A 17,218-nucleotide genomic window follows, 5' to 3' on the forward strand; every position below is an offset into this window, starting at 1 on the left:
TGGGTGACCGACTAAACTTATCCCACGGAAAGTGTAGAAACACCCCACACAGACGGAAAGCAGTGGGCACATCATGCTCAAAAATGCCATTAGCATCTCCCTTGCGTTTATTGGTGTCCTGGTCGGTGCCGGTTTCGCCTCGGGCCAAGAAACCATGCAGTACTTCACCGCCTTCGGCACCCAGGGCATCTGGGGCGCAGCGTTAAGCTCCGCGCTCATGCTCATCGCCGGGGTGTCGATCCTCCAGCTCGGCTCCTACTACCAGGCCCGGGAGCACATGGAGGTGCTGGGCAACGTCTCCAGCAAGATCATGTCCTGGATCCTGGACATCGCCACGATCACCACCCTGTTCTCTATCGGCTTCGTCATGTACGCCGGTGCCGGGGCGAACCTGAACCAGCAATTCGGTCTGCCTGTGTGGATCGGCGCAACGCTCATGCTGGTCCTCGTGCTGGTTGTCGGCATGATGGACGTGGACAAGGTCACCGCCGCAGTGGGCGCGATTACCCCGCTGCTGCTCTTCTTTGTCATCTTCGGCTGCGTCTACACCCTGGTGAACACCGATCTCGACTGGGCCCAGTTCAACATCCAGGCCCAGGAGGTCTCCACCACGTTGCCGAACTGGTGGATCTCCTCGCTCAATTACACCGGCCTCAACGCCATCTGTGTGGCCTCCATGGCCCTGGTGATCGGCGGCAACCAGCTCGATACCCGCGCGGCCGGCCTCGGCGGCTTCTTCGGCGGGATGGGCTACCTGGTAATGCTGGCGCTGCTGTCCTGCGGCCTGCTCGCCGCCGTCGGCGACATCGCTGGCGACGACATGCCCATGCTCACCCTGATCACCAACATCAACCCGACGCTCGGCCTCATCATGGCGCTGGTCATCTTCGGCATGATCTTCGCCACCGCGCTCGGCATGTTCTTCGCCCTGGGCAAGCGTCTCGCCCGCGGCAACCAGGCCCGCTTCCGCCCGATCTTCATCTCCACTTGCCTGATCGGGTTCGTCCTCTCGTTTGTCGGCTTCAAGCAGCTGGTTTCCGTGGTGTACCCGATTCTGGGCTACATGGGCATCCTGCTCATCTTCGTGCTCGCTGTGGCCTGGCTGCGCGGCTCGCAGAAGCTGCGCCGGGAAGGCAATCGCCGCCGCCGCGCCCGCGACCTGATGCGCCTGAAGCTGGACCCGCGCGAGCGCTTCAGCAAGAACGACCAGCGCGAGCTGGACTACATCATCGACGCCTCCGTCGTGGACAGCGACGAGCTCGAAACCTCCCTCGAGGAAGAGGTCGGGCAAGAGCTTGTCGACGACGACGAGGTCGAATACGACCCCGAAGACCGCGACGGCGACGTAGTCTATGTCTCCTACACCGACCCGCAGTCCAGCGAGGACTACGCCAAGAACCCGGACGAACCGTGGAAGGACAACCCCACCGACGAGGACTTCGCCGAGCAGTGGGCCGATGAAGAGGACGACCGCGAGGTCTCCACCGCCTTCGGTGAGAGGGAGACGGGGGACGCTGAGGACGAGGAGCCTGGCGCAGAAAGTGGTGGCGGCAGCACGATTGTGACCAAATCCTAAGAACGCACGTTTTCCCAGCACATGGCCGTTTGCTCTATGCAAGAGCAAGCGGCCAAACTGGCATTAAGAGGAAATGACGATACTATTGCAAAGGTTTCTCTGAACATTTTGATTTCTTATGGAAAGATTTCATGCTTAAAAACGCAATAGGTATCTCCTTCGCCTTCATCGGCGTTGTGGTGGGCGCGGGCTTCGCGTCCGGCCAGGAGGCACTGCAATACTTCTCTTCCTTCGGCACCGAAGGAATCTACGGAGCGATTCTGGGCTCCCTGCTGATGATCATCGCTGGTGTGTCCATCCTCCAGCTCGGCTCCTACTTCCAGGCCGAGGAGCACATGGAGGTGCTGGGCAACATCTCCGGCAAGATCGTGTCGTGGGTGCTCGACATCGCCACGATCACCACCCTGTTCTCCATCGGCTTTGTCATGTTCGCCGGTGCGGGCTCGAACCTGAACCAGCAGTTCGGCATCCCCGTCTGGATCGGCGCGGTGCTCATGCTCGCGCTGGTCGTGGGCTTCGGCATGCTGGACGTAGACAAGGTGACCGCCGCAATCGGCTCGCTGACCCCGTTCCTGCTCGCGTTCGTCATCTTCGGCTGCACCTACACCCTGGTCACCACAGATTTTGACTGGCAGAGCGTCAACCTGGCCACCGAGCAGGTGGACTCCACCCTGCCGAACTGGTGGATCGCGGCGCTGAACTACACGGGCCTGAACGTGATGTGCGTGGTCTCCATGGCGCTGGTCATCGGCGGCAACTACCTGGACACCCGCGCCGCCGGCCTCGGCGGACTGCTGGGGGGCTTCGGCTACCTCGTGATGCTGATGCTGCTGGCCACCGCACTGATGGTCAAGATCGACGTGGTTGCTGGCGAGGACATGCCGATGCTCACGTTGATCAACGAGATCAACCCGACGCTCGGCCTCATCATGGCGGTCGTGGTCTTCGGCATGATCTTCGCCACCGCGCTCGGCATGTTCTATGCCCTGGGCAAGCGCCTGTCGCGCGGCCACGAGGACAAGTACCGCATCATCTTCATCTCGACCTGCATTGTCGGCTTCGTCCTGTCGTTTGTGGGCTTCAAGAACCTGGTCGCCTACGTCTACCCGGTGCTGGGCTACCTGGGCATCCTGCTGATCGTCGTGGTCTCTGCCGCATGGCTGCGCGGCGCACAGAAGCTGCGCAAGGAGGGCAAGCGTCGCCGTCGCGCGCTTGAGCTCATGCACCTGAAGCTGGATCCGCGCGAGCGTTTTACCAAGAACGACGAAAAAGAGCTGGACTACCTGATCTCCAAGTCCGTCATCGATGAAGACGAGTTCGTCGAAGCCCTCGAGGAAGAGGTCAACGAGGAACTCATGGAGGACGATGAGATCGAGTACGACCCCGAGGACCCCGAAGGCGAGCTCGTCTACGTCTCCTACACGGAGCCGCAGTCCAAGGAGGAGTACGAAAAGAACCCGGATGAGCCGTGGAACGACACCACAGTCGACGACATGATCGCCGCGGAGGAAGCCGAGGAGGCCGCCTCGGGCGAGGAGGCCGCCTCGGGCGAGGAGCCGGAGGCCGAAGAGGGCGGCAGCACCCGCCTGTAGTCTTTCCGGAAACAGAAGAATGGCCCGCCTCTACCAAGGCGGGCCATTTTTGTACGTAACTTGCGCGCTAGCCGCGGCCGAAGAAGGTGTTGACCTTGTCGACCAGGCCGCTGAACCAGCCGGACCCGGTATCCGCAGAGGCCTGCTCCGCGCTCGGCTGCGGAGCTTCCGCAGTCGGCGTCGGCGTCGGTGCGCTGCTGCTGGGCTGCGGGGCCGGGGTGTGCACGACCGGCTGTTCCTCGGCGGTGCGCACGGTGGGCTCCGCGACAGACTCGACCACGCGCGCGACCGTGGAGGTCGCCGTCGACTTCTTGCGCGGTGCCTCGCTGCGCTCCACGAGCGAGACCCGGATTTCATCAATCACCTCTCCGCGCTCGGTGATCTGGACGGTGGCGAACTCCCCCTCCTTCGCCCGCGTCGGCGCGGTCATGCGCAACCCGTCCGGGCGGGAGATTACGCTCCAGCCCGCAGGCAGGGTTGATGCATCGGAGGGGCTCATGCTTAGCGACGCTCCACTGCCTTCCGCTGTCACCAGGATCAGCGTTTGGCCGGGCGAGATTGTGGCATCTGCCCAATCCCCAGCATCTGTGGCAGCCATCGCCCCCGGCGCTGCCACGCATACCCCCGCGAGTAGAGCGCCGACGGTGCTGCGTGCCACCAATTGGGCAGGCGAATGTCGACGTGAAAAACTCATGTCTTCCATCCTTGGCTAAACCTCAGGGAAGGGCAAGTTCTTTTACCAAACCGTAACCTTTCGGCGCCCCACCTGTGACCTACACCAGTAGCTCGGCGATCTGAATCGTGTTGAGCGCCGCGCCCTTGCGCAGGTTATCGCCGGAAACGACGAACACCAGCCCGCGGTTGCCCTCGACCGCCTGATCCTGGCGGATACGGCCCACGAGCGAATCGTCCTTGCCGGTCGCGGCGAGTGGGGTGGGCACGTCGACGACGGCGACGCCCGGCGCGTCGGCAAGCACTGCCCTGGCCTCATCGGGCGTGATCGGCTTGGCGAACTCCGCGTGCACCACCATGGTGTGGCCGGTGAACACGGGGACGCGCACGCAGGTGCCCGAGACTTTCAGCTCCGGGATGCTGAGGATCTTGCGGGACTCGTTGCGCAGCTTCTGCTCCTCGTCGGTCTCCTCCGTGCCGTCATCGACCAGGTTGCCCGCCATCGGCAGCGCGTTGTAGGCGATCGGCGCGACGTACGGACCGAAGTCCTCCGGGGCGAGCACGGAGCCGTCGGTAGTCAGCTCCTTGTTGCGCTCGCCCACCTCCGCGACCTGGCCCGCGAGCGCATCGACGCCCGCGAGACCCGAGCCGGAAACCGCCTGGTAGGAGGCCACGCGCATCGTGGCGAGACCGGCCGCGTCGTGCAGCGCCTTGACCACCGGCATGATCGCCATGGTGGTGCAGTTCGGGTTTGCGATGATGCCCTTCGGCAGCTCCTTCGCGGCATCCGGGTTGACCTCGGAGACGATCAGCGGCACCTCCGGGTCCTTGCGCCACGCAGAGGAGTTGTCCACCACGGTCGCACCAGCGGCTGCGAAGACCGGGGCCCACTCCTTCGAGGTGGAACCACCCGCGGAGAACAGGGCGATGTCAACGTCCTTGACGCTGTCTTCGGTGACCTTGGTCAGATCCTCCACCTCTACCTCAGTACCGCGGTAGTCCAGCTTCGTGCCCGCCGAGCGCGGGGAAGCGAAGAAACGGACGGTGTCCGCCGGGAAGTCCCGCTCCGCCAGGATGGAGCGCATCACGCGCCCGACCTGACCGGTGGCTCCGACGATAGCGATGGTGGTCATGTTGCAAAAGCTCCTTTACTGCAAAAAGTTGGTGTCCAGCGAAAAGGCGTTAGCGCCCGGTGCCTGCGTAGACGACGGCGGGCTCGTCGCCGCCCAGGTCAAAGCGATCGTGGATAGCGCGGGTAGCCTCCGCCAGGTCTGCGTCACGCACGACGGCGGTGATGCGGATCTCCGAGGTGGTGATCATCTCGATGTTCACGCCTGCGTCGCGCAGGGCCTCGGTAAAGTCCGCGGTCACGCCCGGGTGCGACTTCATGCCAGCGCCGACCAGGGAGACCTTGCCCACGTCATCGTTGTAGATCACGTCGCCCCAGCCCTCGCTCTCCTTCAGCTTGGTCAGCAGGTCCATGCAGCGCGGGCGGTCCGGGATGGGCAGCGTGAAGGTGATGTCCGTCTTCTTCTCCTCCAGGGTGGAGATGTTCTGCAGCACCATGTCGATGTTGATCTCTGCGTCCGCCAGCGCACGGAAGAGCTTCGCCGCCTCACCCGGAGTGTCCGGAATACCCAGGACGGTGATCTTCGCCTCCGTAGCGTCGGTAGCTACTCCGGACAGGACTGCTTCTTCCATGGGGATATCCTCCAATGCTCCGGCAACCAGCGTGCCGGTGTCGTTACTGTAAGACGAGCGAACTCGCATAGGTACATTGAACGCGCGAGCGTATTCCACACTGCGCAGCACCAGGATCTTCGACCCCGATGCGGCCAGCTCCAGCATCTCCTCGAAGCAGAGCTTGTCCAGCTTGCGCGCATCAGACACAATGCGCGGATCCGCGGTGTAGACACCGTCCACGTCCGAGTAGATCTCGCACTCGTCGGCATTCATCGCCGCCGCGAGCGCCACCGCCGTGGTGTCCGAGCCACCGCGGCCCAACGTGGTGATGTCGCGCGTATCGCGGTTGACACCCTGGAAGCCCGCGACGATGGCGATCTTGCCCGCATCTACGGCCTCCTGGACGCGGCCCGGCGTGACGTCAATAATGCGCGCGTTGCCGTGGCGCTCGGTGGTAATCACGCCCGCCTGCGAGCCGGTGAAGGACTGCACGTCCACGCCATAGGAGGCTACCGCCATCGCCACCAGCGAGTTTGAGATGCGCTCGCCGGCCGTCAGCAGCATGTCCATCTCGCGCGCGGGCGGAGTGGGGTTGACCTGGGCGGCCAGGTCCAGCAGCTCGTCGGTGGTATCGCCCATCGCGGAGCAGACCACCACCACGTCGTTGCCGGTCTTCTTCGTGGCAACGATGCGCTCAGCGACGGCGCGAATTCGCTCCGCACTTTCGAGGGAGGAGCCTCCGTACTTCTGCACGATCAATGCCATTGCTGTCTACGCCTTCCATTTCGGCCGAAACCGTGTCGGTCCATAGTGCTTCTTGCTCTAAGAAAAGTGGATCCAGGTCCGTGTACCAACAATAGCGGGCAGAAAACCACGATACGAGGTATCGCACTAATATCATTCTGTGTGCACAACAACTTCCTCGCGATCGGCTTTGCGTTTACCTCCGCACTGCTGATCGCGGTGGGCACCGTGTGGCGGCACCAGATCCTGCGGGCCGGCCGCAAACAAGGTGAGGTCAACGAGTCCCCACTGCGCGCGCTCAAGCGCCCCGCCTGGTGGTTTTCCCTTTCGCTTGCGCTGGCCGCCTACGGTTTTCAGGCGGTCGCACTCGCCTTCGGATCTCTGCTCGTGGTGCAGCCGGTGCTTGTGCTCTCGCTCATGCTCACGCTGCTGCTGTCCGCGCGAGTCGAGCGCCGCCGCCTCTCCACCACCACCTCTTTCTGGTCTGTCCTGCTCACAGTCTTCGTGGGCATCGTGGTTGTCGTCGGCCACCCCACCCCAGGCGAGCGCACGCCTGCGCACTGGGAGTGGTTGCTCGCCGTCGGACTCGGGCTCGCCGGGCTCTTTGCGACGTTCGCGTTTTCCCGCTCCCGCTCCGCCGCCTTCCAAAGCCTCTCCTTTGGCATCCTCTGCGGGGCAATCTTCGGCTACCTCGCCGTCTTCTCCAAAGTGGCTGTCGACGCCTACGTCCACGGCGGCATCACCGGCATCCTCAGCGCCTGGCAGTTCTGGGCGATGCTCGCCTCCGCGGTGCTGGGCACCGTCGTCCAGCAGTACGCGTTCGGGGCCGGGAAGCTGGCCACCACCCTGCCCGCCATGAAGGTGGTCGAGCCGCTCGTGGCCCTGAGCTTGGGTCTTGTACTTTTGGGCGAAAAGTTCGCACTCACCGGTTTCCTCGGCTGGACGGCCATGGTGGTAACCATCGCGGGCATGCTTTTCAGCGCCGCGATGGTCACCCGAGTCAGCATCAAGTAGCCGGCAGATAGATCAGAAGTGCATATAAATGTGTGATGCGCGTGACACGCGCGCGCTGGTGTGTAAGATGTCTGGCATGTCACATCGGCAGCTACTCCTTCTACGCCGCGGCGGGAATCAGGCCACTTACTAACACGGCCGGCACCCCGTCGCGGAGTTTGTGCTTGCCGGCCGTGGATCACACACCGAATACACCCGCTACGTGGAAGGAAGCCCAATGACCAACCCAAACGAATTTTTTGTCCCCCGCGAAATCCGCACCCCGGACGGCCCGAAGAACGAGGGTCAGCCCGCGTGGAATAAGCAGCGCGGCTCGCAGATGCCGGTAGACCGCTACTTAAGCTTCGCCGAAGAGGTCGAGGACATTACCCTGCCGGACCGCACCTGGCCGGACAAGAAGATTACGGTCGCCCCGCAGTGGTGCGCCGTGGACCTGCGCGACGGCAACCAGGCGTTGATTGACCCGATGAGCCCGGAGCGCAAGCGCCGCATGTTCAACCTGCTGGTGGAGATGGGTTACAAGGAGATCGAGGTCGGCTTCCCCTCCGCTAGCCAGACAGACTTTGACTTTGTGCGCGAGATCATCGAGCAGGACATGATCCCCGATGACGTGACCATCCAGGTGCTGGTGCAGGCGCGCGAGCACCTGATCCGCCGCACCTTCGAGGCCTGCGCGGGCGCGAAGAACGTGATCGTGCACTTCTACAACTCCACCTCCAAGCTGCAGCGCGAGGTGGTCTTCCGCAAGGACCGCCCGGCAATTAAGAAGCTGGCCACCGACGCGGCCGAGCTGATCAAGACCATCGCGGAGGACTACCCGGACACCAACTGGCGCTGGCAGTACTCGCCGGAGTCCTACACGGGCACCGAGCTGGAGTTTGCCAAGGAGGTCTGCGACGCAGTCGTGGACATCATGGAGCCGACCCCGGCCGACCCGATCATCATCAACCTGCCCTCCACGGTGGAGATGATCAGCCCGAACGTCTACGCGGACTCCATCGAGTGGATGCACCGCAACCTGGCACACCGCGAGTCCATCATCCTGTCCCTGCACCCGCACAACGACCGTGGCGAGGGCGTCGCCGCAGCCGAGCTGGGCTACATGGCAGGCGCTGACCGCATCGAGGGCTGCCTGTTCGGCAACGGCGAGCGCACCGGCAACGTGGACTTGGTCACCCTCGGCCTGAACATGCTGACGCAGGGTGTGGACCCGCAGATCGACTTCTCGGATATCAACAAGATCCGCCAGACCGTGGAGTACTGCAACCAGCTGCGCGTACCGGAGCGCCACCCCTACGGCGGCGACCTGGTCTTTACCGCGTTCTCCGGCTCGCACCAGGACGCGATCAACAAGGGCCTGGACGCACTGGCGCAGCGTGTGCGCCCCAACGCTTCTTCCAACGATGTGTCCTGGGAGGAGCTCCGCGAGACGACGTGGGAGGTGCCCTACCTGCCGATCGACCCGAAGGACGTGGGCCGTACCTACGAGGCGGTCATCCGCGTGAACTCGCAGTCCGGCAAGGGCGGCGTTGCCTACATCATGAAGACCGACCACGGCATCAACATGCCGAAGGCCATGCAGCCGGAGTTCTCCGCCATCGTACAGTCCATCACGGACTCGGAGGGCGGCGAGGTCAACTCGAAGAACATGTGGGACATCTTCGCGGGCACCTACCTGGACCTGGATACCCCGCTGGAGCTGGTGGACTACGAGGTCACCGGCGCGGTAGCCGAGGACGATGACTCGGCAGTGAAGGTCACCGTGGAGTACCGCGGCGAGCGCCACGAGATCCACGGCACCGGCAACGGCCCGATCGCGGCGTTTGCCAACGCACTGGAGTCCCTGGGCATCGACTTTGAGGTGCAGGACTACTCGCAGCGCTCCCGCTCTGCTGGTGACGATGCGGATGCCGCCTGCTACATCTACGCCGATGTGGACGGCACCTCCGCCTGGGGCGTGGGTATCGCCGGTTCGACCACGCGTGCCTCGCTCAAGGCGATCACCTCGGCAGTCAACCGCGGCCTGACGGAGGGCAAGACCGGCGGCGTGTAAGCCAGCCGGGCAGCGCACAACCGCCACCAACTACCCCTTTTCGGGGGCGATTGGGGGCGGTTTCGCTCTCCTCAGACTCTAAGCACAGCTCTTAGCTTGTCGACGCAGGCGAAACCACATAAGTGACCTACCCCACTCAGAGAACTTTTATGGTTTTGTCAATTAACGCAGGTATAACGAGAACATTGATCGACTGTTCAACATCTCCTTGCGTCGTGCCCTTCGCAGGAAGAACGTCGACACCTATACTTGAACATAAGCACAGCACAGCAGTTGCAGGAAAAGGCAACTTTTAGCTGCAGATTTTCCCCCACGAGTGTTCCAACCGCGAGAAGTAAGGTGGCATCTAACCATGCGGACCCCCAACTACGTGGTCCCCGACCACGGAATCGGCGCAGTGCACAGCATTCCCACTATTGACGTGGATACTGCACTGGTGACCCGGTTGTTGGATAACGCTGGCACGGACACCGCCGACGTGCAGGTCACCCTCCTGCAGCGCGGCGAGGATCTCGGCTTCTACGTCGAGTACAACGGCAGCATCCTCAGCACTTTCCCCGAGGAAGAGGCCCTGGAGTACCCGGAGCTCGCACACATCGCGGCGGCGAATCTCACGCCGGAGGTCACCGCACGCGCCGAGCGTTTCGACGAAGGCGGCGTCGCCTTGAGCCTCCGCCTCCCCCGCCCCGGCCTGTGCATCCCCGCGAACGAGCCGCCGCTGGAGCCCTGGGCCCTGCTGGATGGCAACGGCCCGCGGACGGTGCTCTACTACCAGGACGCCGCCGAACGCGACGTCGATGACAGCATGAGCCTGCTCGTACGCATCGGATTCGACAAGGCCGGGGACGTCGTCGCCTCCCTGGGCAACGGCGCGGTCGGGCGTCTGGATAGCCGCACCGCCTCGGAGATCACCCCGACGCTGCGTAACCTCGAGCGCCGCGGCCTGGCCATGGTGGTGCGCGGCTACCACACCCCCGCCAAGGGAGGCGCGGAACTGACGGTGAACCTCAGCGGTGTTCAGGAGCTCGGTGCCCCGCAGGTGCTCTCCCCCGTGCCCTACCTGCCGCTTGCGGAGGCCGAGCGCCTGCCTGAGCTCGTGTCCGTCGGCGCGAGCACCGCTGCCAGTGTCGGCGGCGCCGAGCACCACGAGGCGCAAGCCCCGGAGACTCCCGCAGCACCGCCGGTAACTGCCCCTGACGCGCAGTTCAAGGCGGATCAGGACGCAGCGCAGGCCGCGCTCGCCGCCGAGTCGACACCCGAGGCCCCGTCCCAGGCCGAGCAGGACGAAGCGGAACGGATCGCGCAGTTGAAGCACGCCCTGCACCCGATCTGCCTGACTGCGGGTGCCATCCTGATCCTGCTGATCGTCGCTGGCGTGATCGCGATTTCCTCGCAGTGGGTCGGCGACAATAATGCGATGCCGGCGTACGAGCCCCCAGCCGCGGAGGCTCAGGAAGAGGCCCCTTCGGAGTCTGCCCCGGCCGAGTAGCTTCGCCGCTGCCAGGCCCGGCTAGACTCTGAACAATGACATCGAATGATCCCTACCCCTATGTCGCGCTCTATGCGCAGACGACGGGCATCCACCCGTCAACCGGGCGGATCCTCACCATCGATGCCGTGACCTTTGATGATGGCGGGCGCGTGGGCGAGGAATTCCACACCGTGATCAACCCCGGCTGCGATCCGGGCCCCCGCCACACGCACGGTTTAAGCGCGCACGAGGTGGCGCAGTCGCCGCGCTTCAGCAGGTTTTTAAAAACGCTGGATAAGCTTCTCGACGACCGCACGCTCATCATCTTCGACACCCCCACCACCTGGGGCTTCATCGTGAGCGAGGCGCGCCGCGCAATGAGCGCCGCCGCACGCGCGAACCGCTCCCGGAAGAAGCGCAACGGGCGCCGCCGCCAGCGCGTGGGGCACGTGCCGCGCCCCACGGAGATCGTGGACTTGCTTGCCGTGGCGCGTCGCCAAGGCGAGATCCCCACTGACCTGCGCATCAATGCGGTCGCGGATGTGATCGGCGTGGCCTCCGAGTCCCCGATCGCCTCCGTGGAACGCGCGAACCGTCCGGAGGCGGAGCTCTCCCGCGAGCAGACGCTGAAGCTGGTGGCGATGTTCTTGCAGCTGCGCGAGCGCGGCGAAGTCACCGGCCGGACTCCGGACGAGCTGGCACCGGACCGTTTCGGCCTGCAGCGCTCCACGGTGCGTGTGGACGCGGAGAACGCCGGCGCGGCCGCAGACAACCCCGGCAAGTACACCAAGCAATCCGGCCTGGAAAAGGGCATGGTTGTCGTGGTCACCGACGATGTGGCGCTCGAGCCGGACACGCTTATCGACGCCGCCGTGCGCGCCGGCCTGACCTACACCGAAAAGCTCAGCCGCGAAAGCTCCCTAGTGGTCTCCGATGCCCTGGCGAAGGGGGCCGAACTGCGCGGCAAGGCGATGCACGGACACCGCAAGGACATCCCAATCCTCACCGGCGAGGAGTTTTTGCAGGCCGTGGAGGAGATGGGTTCTGCCGCTGGCGTGGACTAACGTAGAGCGCATGAATCCGAGAGGACGCTTCAGCCGCATCCGCACGAAAACCGCGCTCGCAGCAGCTCAGCTTGCGACTTCCGCCTCACGCGCCACCGGCCGTGGTGCCGGCGGCATGATCGGCGGCTTGGTCGCCGGTGCCATCGACCCCAACATCATGGACGGGCTCGGCCGCGGCCGCCCCGCGGCGCTGGTCACCGGCACGAACGGCAAGTCCACCACGACCCGCATGCTGGTGCAAGCGCTGCGCACCACCCACACCGTGGCCACCAACGAGGGCGGCGACAATATGGACGCCGGCATCATCTCCGCGCTCATGGCGGGCCAAGACGCCAACCTCATCGCCTTAGAGGTCGACGAGCTGCACGTGCCGCACGTGGCCGACAGCCTCCACCCGAACGCACTCGTACTGCTCAACCTCTCGCGCGACCAGCTCGACCGCGTGGGCGAGATCAACAAGATCGAGCGCGCCCTACGCGCCTGCGTCGAGGCCCACCCGGAGATGACGGTGATTGCCAACTGCGACGACGTGCTCATGACCTCGGTGGCCTGGGGCCACCCGAACGTGGTGTGGGTTTCAGCCGGTGCCGGTTGGGTCAACGATTCGGTGACCAACCCGCGCGGCGCGGGCTCGGTGGTGCGCACGCCGGACGGCGACTGGTACGCCACTGAGAAGCTCGCCGACGGTACCGAGTTTCGCCGCCCTGAGCCGACGTACACCGTCGATAAGCACGTCCTGTCCACCCCGCACGGCGAGGTGGCCTTGAACCTGACTCTGCCCGGGCGCGCCAACCGCGGCAACGCTGCCCAGGCCGTGGCCGCCGCGGTCGAGGCCTATGACGTGCCCCTGGACAAGGCGGTGCGCGCCGTAGAGGGCGTGGACAACGTCGCGGGCCGCTACGCCACCGTCGGCCTCGGCGAGCACGAAGTGCGCCTGCTTTTGGCCAAGAATCCTGCCGGCTGGCAGGAGGCCCTGACCATGCTGGACCGCGACGCCGACGGCGTGGTCATCGCCGTCAACGCCCAGCAGGGCGACGGCGCAGACGTGTCCTGGCTGTGGGACGTAAAATTCGAGGACTTCGACGGCATCGCGGTCAAGGCCGCCGGCGAGCGCGGCACGGACCTGGCGGTCCGCCTGTTATATGCGGGCATCGAGCACGAGCTGGTCCACGACGTGGTCAAGGCCATCCGCGCCTGCCCGCCGGGCCGTGTGGAGGTGCTGGCGAACTACACCGCGTTCCGCGATCTGAAACGGGATATGGCGAAGCAGGAGGACTACCGTGGCTAAGCAACTGACAATCGGCCTGATTCTGCCGGACGTTTTGGGCACCTACGGCGACGACGGCAACGCGCTCGTGCTGCGCCAGCGCGCCCGCATGCGCGACATCGACGCCGAAATCCGCCCATTCCTGCTCACCGACGAGATCACCGACGACTGCGACGTCTACACTCTCGGCGGCGGCGAGGACTCCGCCCAGATCCTCGCCGCTGAGCGCCTTTCGTCCTCCCCCGGCCTGCAGCGCGCCGCCGACAAAGGCACCCCGATCCTGGCAATCTGCGCGGGCCTGCAGGTGCTCGGCCACTCCTTCAACGCCGGCGGCCGCGAGGTCAAGGGCATCTCGCTTCTCGACGCCACCACCACCCCCCTTTCCTCCCGCGCCATCGGCGAAGTCACAACCACCCCACAAGGACCGCTTACCGCCGCCCTGACCGGGTTTGAAAACCACATGGGCGGCACCGTGCTCGGCCTCGACGCCCAGCCCCTCGGGCGTGTCACCCGCGGCATCGGCAACCTGGACGGCACGGCAGAAGGCGTGGTCCAGGGCAGCGTGATCGCCACCTACATGCACGGTCCCGTGCTGGCCCGCAACCCGGAGCTGGCGGACCTGCTGCTCGCCCGCGCTCTCGACGTGGACCCGGCCGAGCTCGCACCGCTCGAGCTGGACGTGGTGGACAGGCTGCGCGCCGAGCGGCTGAAGTAGCTTAGAGCTTCAACCGGCCGCTGAGTGCGCGCGAGAGCGTGAGCTCGTCGACGAACTCCAAGTCCCCGCCCAGCGGCATGCCGGAGGCCAGGCGAGAGATCGTCAGCTCCGGGAAGTCCTTGAGCAGGCGCACCAGGTAGGAGGCAGTCGCCTCGCCCTCGGTGTCTGGGTCGGTCGCCAGGATCACTTCGTTGACCTGCGGGGACTCCTCCCCCTCGAGGTCCGGCAGAACGCCGCCAATGCGCTTGAGGAGCGGCGCGATCGCCAGGTCCTTCGGGCCGACGTTCGCCAGCGGGTCAAGCGCCCCACCGAGCACGTGATAGCGCCCGGAGTACTCGCCGGTGCGCTCGATGACCTGGATATCCTTGGCGTCCTCCACCACACACACGGTCGTGGCATCGCGGCCGGAGTCGGCGCAGATGCGGCAGACCTCCTCGCGGGAGACGTTGTTACAGATCCGGCAGAACGTCACTCCGTCGCGCACCGCGGCCAGCGCTGCGCGCAGCCGGTCGATATCCTCCGGCTCGGTTTTGAGCAGGTGGAAGGCAATGCGCTGGGCTGATTTGGGCCCGACGCCGGGTAGGCGCGAGAACTCGTCGATAAGGTCCTGCAGCGGGCCTTCAAACATGGCGGGTGCCTCCTTGACTCTTTACACGCCAAAGCGCCCGGCCCACGGCCAGGCGCTTATACGAGCTTTACGCGGGTTTAGAAAATGCCGCCGAAGGGGATCTCGCCCTCACCTGCGGGCTGGCCGCCGGTCGGGCCGCCCTGCTGGCCCAGGCCGGAGCCGCCGGTCAGCGGGCCGATCTTCTCCTGCGCGAGCTGGCCAGCCTTGTTGTGCGCATCGCGGTACGCGGCGAGGATGAGGTCCTGCAGGGACTCCACGTCCTCCGGGTCCACGGCCTCCGGCTTGATCTCCAGGTTGGTGATCTCCGCGCCACCGGTCATGGTGACCTTCACCAGCTCGCCACCGGCGGTACCGGTGACCTCAGCGGCCAGCAGCTCCTGCTGTGCCTGCTGCAGCTGTGCCTGGACCTCCGCTGCCTGGCGGATGAGGTCCTGCATATCGGTCGGCATGTTCGGCTCAGTCATGTTGAGCAACCTTTCTACGTTTGTTTTTCCTCGCGGGCGATGTTTAGGCACTAGTGTACCCGCATCTCCGCGCCATTAAGCCCCTGCTTGCTGACAGCGAACGCCGCGTTACAGCGGCTTCGCGCCAAGCTCTTTACTCAGCAGTTCCATGGCGACCTCGGTGGCGTCGCGGTGGTCGAGCGTGCCCTCCTCCGAGATGGCCTGCTCCGCCATATCGCGCTCCTCTTCCTCCCGCGTGTACGGCGCAGCCGCCGGGTCCTGCGGCAGGGGTGCGGCCCCGGAGGCATAGGGGTCGTAGTCGGGCTCGTCGTCCATCGGCTCGGGCGGCAGCGGAATCTCGTCGCGTTCGCGCTGCGCCTTCTCCGCAGCCTTTCGGCTTGCGGCCTGCGCCGCAGCCTTCCAATCGTTGGCCTCGGCACGGGCTTGCGCACCGGGGTTGGGCCGCGGCGTTGTAGGTGGAGCAGGTGCCTCAGGTTTGGCCCCCGCAGGCTCCTCGGGCGTGGGCTCGTTCGATCCCGCGCCCTTGTTCGGGTTCCACACCTGCTCCGCGCGCGGTTGCTGCCGAGGCTGCACGTTCGCCGCCTCCGGGCTGGTGCCCACTACGCAGCGCACCGCGACCCGGTGGCCTAGCTTTTCTTCAAACACCGCCACGATGTCGACGTTGTTGCGCTCGGAGTTGATGCGCTCGGCAAGCGCGCCGGTGTTGTGGCCGATCACGAGCGTCTCGCCGTCCATCCCAAGGGGTTTCGCCTCGGTGAGCATGATCTCGGCGACCTTGTTGCGCTCGCCCACCGACTGCCGCAGGGTGGTCCAGTCGCGCACCACACGGTCGTAGAGCGCGTCCAGGTCTGTACCTTCTGTGCTCTCTTGACTTGCAGCGGGCTCGGGCTGTGCGCGTTCAGATTCAGGCTGCACTGGCTCCGGCTGCGGTTCAGCTGGCTTCGGCTGCTCGGGCTCAGGCTGTGCAGGTTGCGCAGGTTGAGCTGGCTGAGCAGGTTGAGCTGGCTCCGGCTTCCGTACCGGCGGTGCCGGCTGCGGCGGCGGGGTCGACTTGCTGCGTACCTGGCCCGAAGCCGCGGCTGCTGCAGCGGCCGCCGCAGCAGCTGCTGCAGCGCCCCCGCCAGAAGTTCCACCCGACGCAGCTCCAGCAGCGCCAGCACTCGACTGCGCTGCGACGCTCTCGCCCAGGGTAAGCAGGTGCGCCATCATCACCTCGAGCAGCAGGCGCGGGGAGGTCGCACCGCGCAGGTCCGCGATGCGGTCGTTGACCTCCGTGGCCAGGGCGGACAGCTGCGCGGGGCTGAACTGTTCGGCTTCGGCGCGGAGGACGTCGGCGCGGTCCACGGGGGCGTCGACAAGCCCTTGCCCAAAGGCGTCGGGCACGGTACGCACCACGAGCAGGTCGCGGAGCCGGTCGAGCAGGTCGAGGGCGAAGCGGCGCGGCTCGTGGCCGGACTCGATGACGTTGTCGATGGTGTGGAAGATCGCGGAGGCGTCGCGTGCGGCGAGGGCGTCGATTGCGCCGTCGAGAAGCGAGAGGTCGGTGACGCCCAGAAGCGGCAGCGCCAAGTCGTAGGTCAGCCCGTCGGGGCCCGCGCCGGCGAGCAGCTGGTCCAACACGGACAGCGTGTCGCGCGGGGAGCCGCCGCCCGCGCGAATGATCAGCGGGTAGACGGTGTCTTCCACCTTCGCGCCTTCTTCGGCCACCACGCCCTCGAGTAACTCGCGCATCGCCTGCGGGGTGAGCAGGCGGAACGGGTAGTTGTGGGTGCGCGAGCGGATCGTGCCGAGCATCTTTTCCGGCTCGGTGGTGGCGAAGATGAAGATGAGGTGCTCCGGCGGCTCCTCCACAATCTTCAGCAGCGCGTTGTTACCGGACTGGGAGATCATGTGCGCCTCATCGATGATGAAGACGCGGTAGCGCGACTCCGCGGGTGCGAACATGGCGCGCTCGCGCAGGTCACGCATATCGTCGACGCCGCCATGTGAGGCCGCGTCCAGCTCCATCACATCCAAGTTTCCGGAGCCGCCCGGCGCGAGCGAGCGGCAGGACTCGCACACCCCGCACGGGGTCGAGGTCGGCCCCTCCACGCAGTTCAGCGAGCGCGCAAGGATGCGCGCGGACGAGGTCTTGCCGCAGCCGCGCGGCCCGGAAAACAGGTAGGCGTGGTTGATGCGCCCGTTGTCCAGGGCGGTGGACAGCGGGACGGTGACCTGTTCTTGGCCGATCACTTCACCAAAGGTCGCGGGACGATATTTCCGGTAGAGAGCCACG

Annotated in this window: 14 protein-coding genes; 8 read left to right on the top strand and 6 right to left on the bottom strand. The window is 65.4% G+C overall.

Translation table 11 applies throughout. The annotated features are described in order from the left end of the window. Positions 1–73 precede the first annotated feature (73 nt). Together HMPREF2990_RS03720 and HMPREF2990_RS03725 are read left to right on the top strand one after the other, a co-directional pair. Positions 74–1,576 (top strand): YkvI family membrane protein, encoded by a 1,503-nt coding sequence (locus tag HMPREF2990_RS03720; RefSeq protein ID WP_070762771.1) that lies wholly within the window; start codon positions 74–76, stop codon positions 1,574–1,576. Between the two features lie 131 nt (positions 1,577–1,707). After that, positions 1,708–3,168, top strand: coding sequence for a YkvI family membrane protein (locus HMPREF2990_RS03725; protein ID WP_070762772.1), 1,461 nt, complete (start codon positions 1,708–1,710; stop codon positions 3,166–3,168). Between the two features lie 67 nt (positions 3,169–3,235). Here HMPREF2990_RS03725 and HMPREF2990_RS03730 read toward each other — a convergent pair whose 3' ends face one another. From HMPREF2990_RS03730 to HMPREF2990_RS03740, 3 genes are all read right to left on the bottom strand, one after another. Further along, positions 3,236–3,667, bottom strand: a complete 432-nt coding sequence (locus HMPREF2990_RS03730) for a hypothetical protein (RefSeq protein WP_141757790.1) — start codon at positions 3,665–3,667, stop codon at positions 3,236–3,238. Positions 3,668–3,941: 274 nt separating this feature from the next. Further along, on the bottom strand, positions 3,942–4,973 hold the full coding sequence (locus tag HMPREF2990_RS03735) for an aspartate-semialdehyde dehydrogenase (protein ID WP_070762774.1): 1,032 nt from the start codon (positions 4,971–4,973) through the stop codon (positions 3,942–3,944). A 49-nt stretch (positions 4,974–5,022) separates the two neighbouring features. Continuing rightward, positions 5,023–6,288: an aspartate kinase gene (locus tag HMPREF2990_RS03740; protein ID WP_070762775.1), complete on the bottom strand. Its 1,266-nt coding sequence runs from the start codon at positions 6,286–6,288 to the stop codon at positions 5,023–5,025. Positions 6,289–6,429: 141 nt separating this feature from the next. Between HMPREF2990_RS03740 and HMPREF2990_RS03745 the strand changes: the two genes are divergently transcribed. The 6 genes from HMPREF2990_RS03745 (at position 6,430) to HMPREF2990_RS03770 (ending at position 13,851) form a co-directional block, all read left to right on the top strand. Continuing rightward, positions 6,430–7,281 (top strand): DMT family transporter, encoded by an 852-nt coding sequence (locus tag HMPREF2990_RS03745; protein WP_070762776.1) that lies wholly within the window; start codon positions 6,430–6,432, stop codon positions 7,279–7,281. Positions 7,282–7,498: 217 nt separating this feature from the next. Then, complete coding sequence (gene leuA / locus HMPREF2990_RS03750) at positions 7,499–9,334, top strand: 2-isopropylmalate synthase (protein ID WP_070762777.1); 1,836 nt, start codon at positions 7,499–7,501, stop codon at positions 9,332–9,334. A gap of 352 nt (positions 9,335–9,686) precedes the next feature. Continuing rightward, positions 9,687–10,823, top strand: a complete 1,137-nt coding sequence (locus HMPREF2990_RS03755) for a hypothetical protein (RefSeq protein WP_070762778.1) — start codon at positions 9,687–9,689, stop codon at positions 10,821–10,823. A 35-nt stretch (positions 10,824–10,858) separates the two neighbouring features. Beyond that, positions 10,859–11,869, top strand: coding sequence for a DNA polymerase III subunit epsilon (locus HMPREF2990_RS03760; protein WP_070762779.1), 1,011 nt, complete (start codon positions 10,859–10,861; stop codon positions 11,867–11,869). Between the two features lie 10 nt (positions 11,870–11,879). After that, positions 11,880–13,157, top strand: a complete 1,278-nt coding sequence (locus HMPREF2990_RS03765) for a Mur ligase family protein (RefSeq protein ID WP_070762780.1) — start codon at positions 11,880–11,882, stop codon at positions 13,155–13,157. Next, complete coding sequence (locus HMPREF2990_RS03770; protein WP_070762781.1) at positions 13,150–13,851, top strand: type 1 glutamine amidotransferase; 702 nt, start codon at positions 13,150–13,152, stop codon at positions 13,849–13,851. Before HMPREF2990_RS03765 ends, HMPREF2990_RS03770 begins: the two co-directional genes overlap by 8 nt. Before the next feature lies 1 nt (position 13,852). On the opposite strand, the gene recR is transcribed toward HMPREF2990_RS03770, so the two are convergent. The 3 genes from recR to HMPREF2990_RS03785 form a co-directional block, all read right to left on the bottom strand. Beyond that, positions 13,853–14,479 carry a recombination mediator RecR gene (gene recR, locus HMPREF2990_RS03775; RefSeq protein WP_070762782.1) on the bottom strand — a complete coding sequence of 209 codons (627 nt, stop codon included), beginning with the start codon at positions 14,477–14,479 and terminating at the stop codon, positions 13,853–13,855. A gap of 77 nt (positions 14,480–14,556) precedes the next feature. Continuing rightward, the gene (locus HMPREF2990_RS03780; protein ID WP_070762783.1) at positions 14,557–14,943 is read right to left on the bottom strand and encodes a YbaB/EbfC family nucleoid-associated protein; all 387 of its coding nucleotides are present in this window, start codon (positions 14,941–14,943) and stop codon (positions 14,557–14,559) included. A 108-nt stretch (positions 14,944–15,051) separates the two neighbouring features. Beyond that, the gene (locus HMPREF2990_RS03785; protein ID WP_070762784.1) at positions 15,052–17,217 is read right to left on the bottom strand and encodes a DNA polymerase III subunit gamma and tau; all 2,166 of its coding nucleotides are present in this window, start codon (positions 17,215–17,217) and stop codon (positions 15,052–15,054) included. Between the last annotated feature and the right edge of the window lies 1 nt (position 17,218).

Source organism: Corynebacterium sp. HMSC071B10, from assembly GCF_001814825.1.
In the GTDB taxonomy this organism is placed as follows: domain Bacteria; phylum Actinomycetota; class Actinomycetes; order Mycobacteriales; family Mycobacteriaceae; genus Corynebacterium.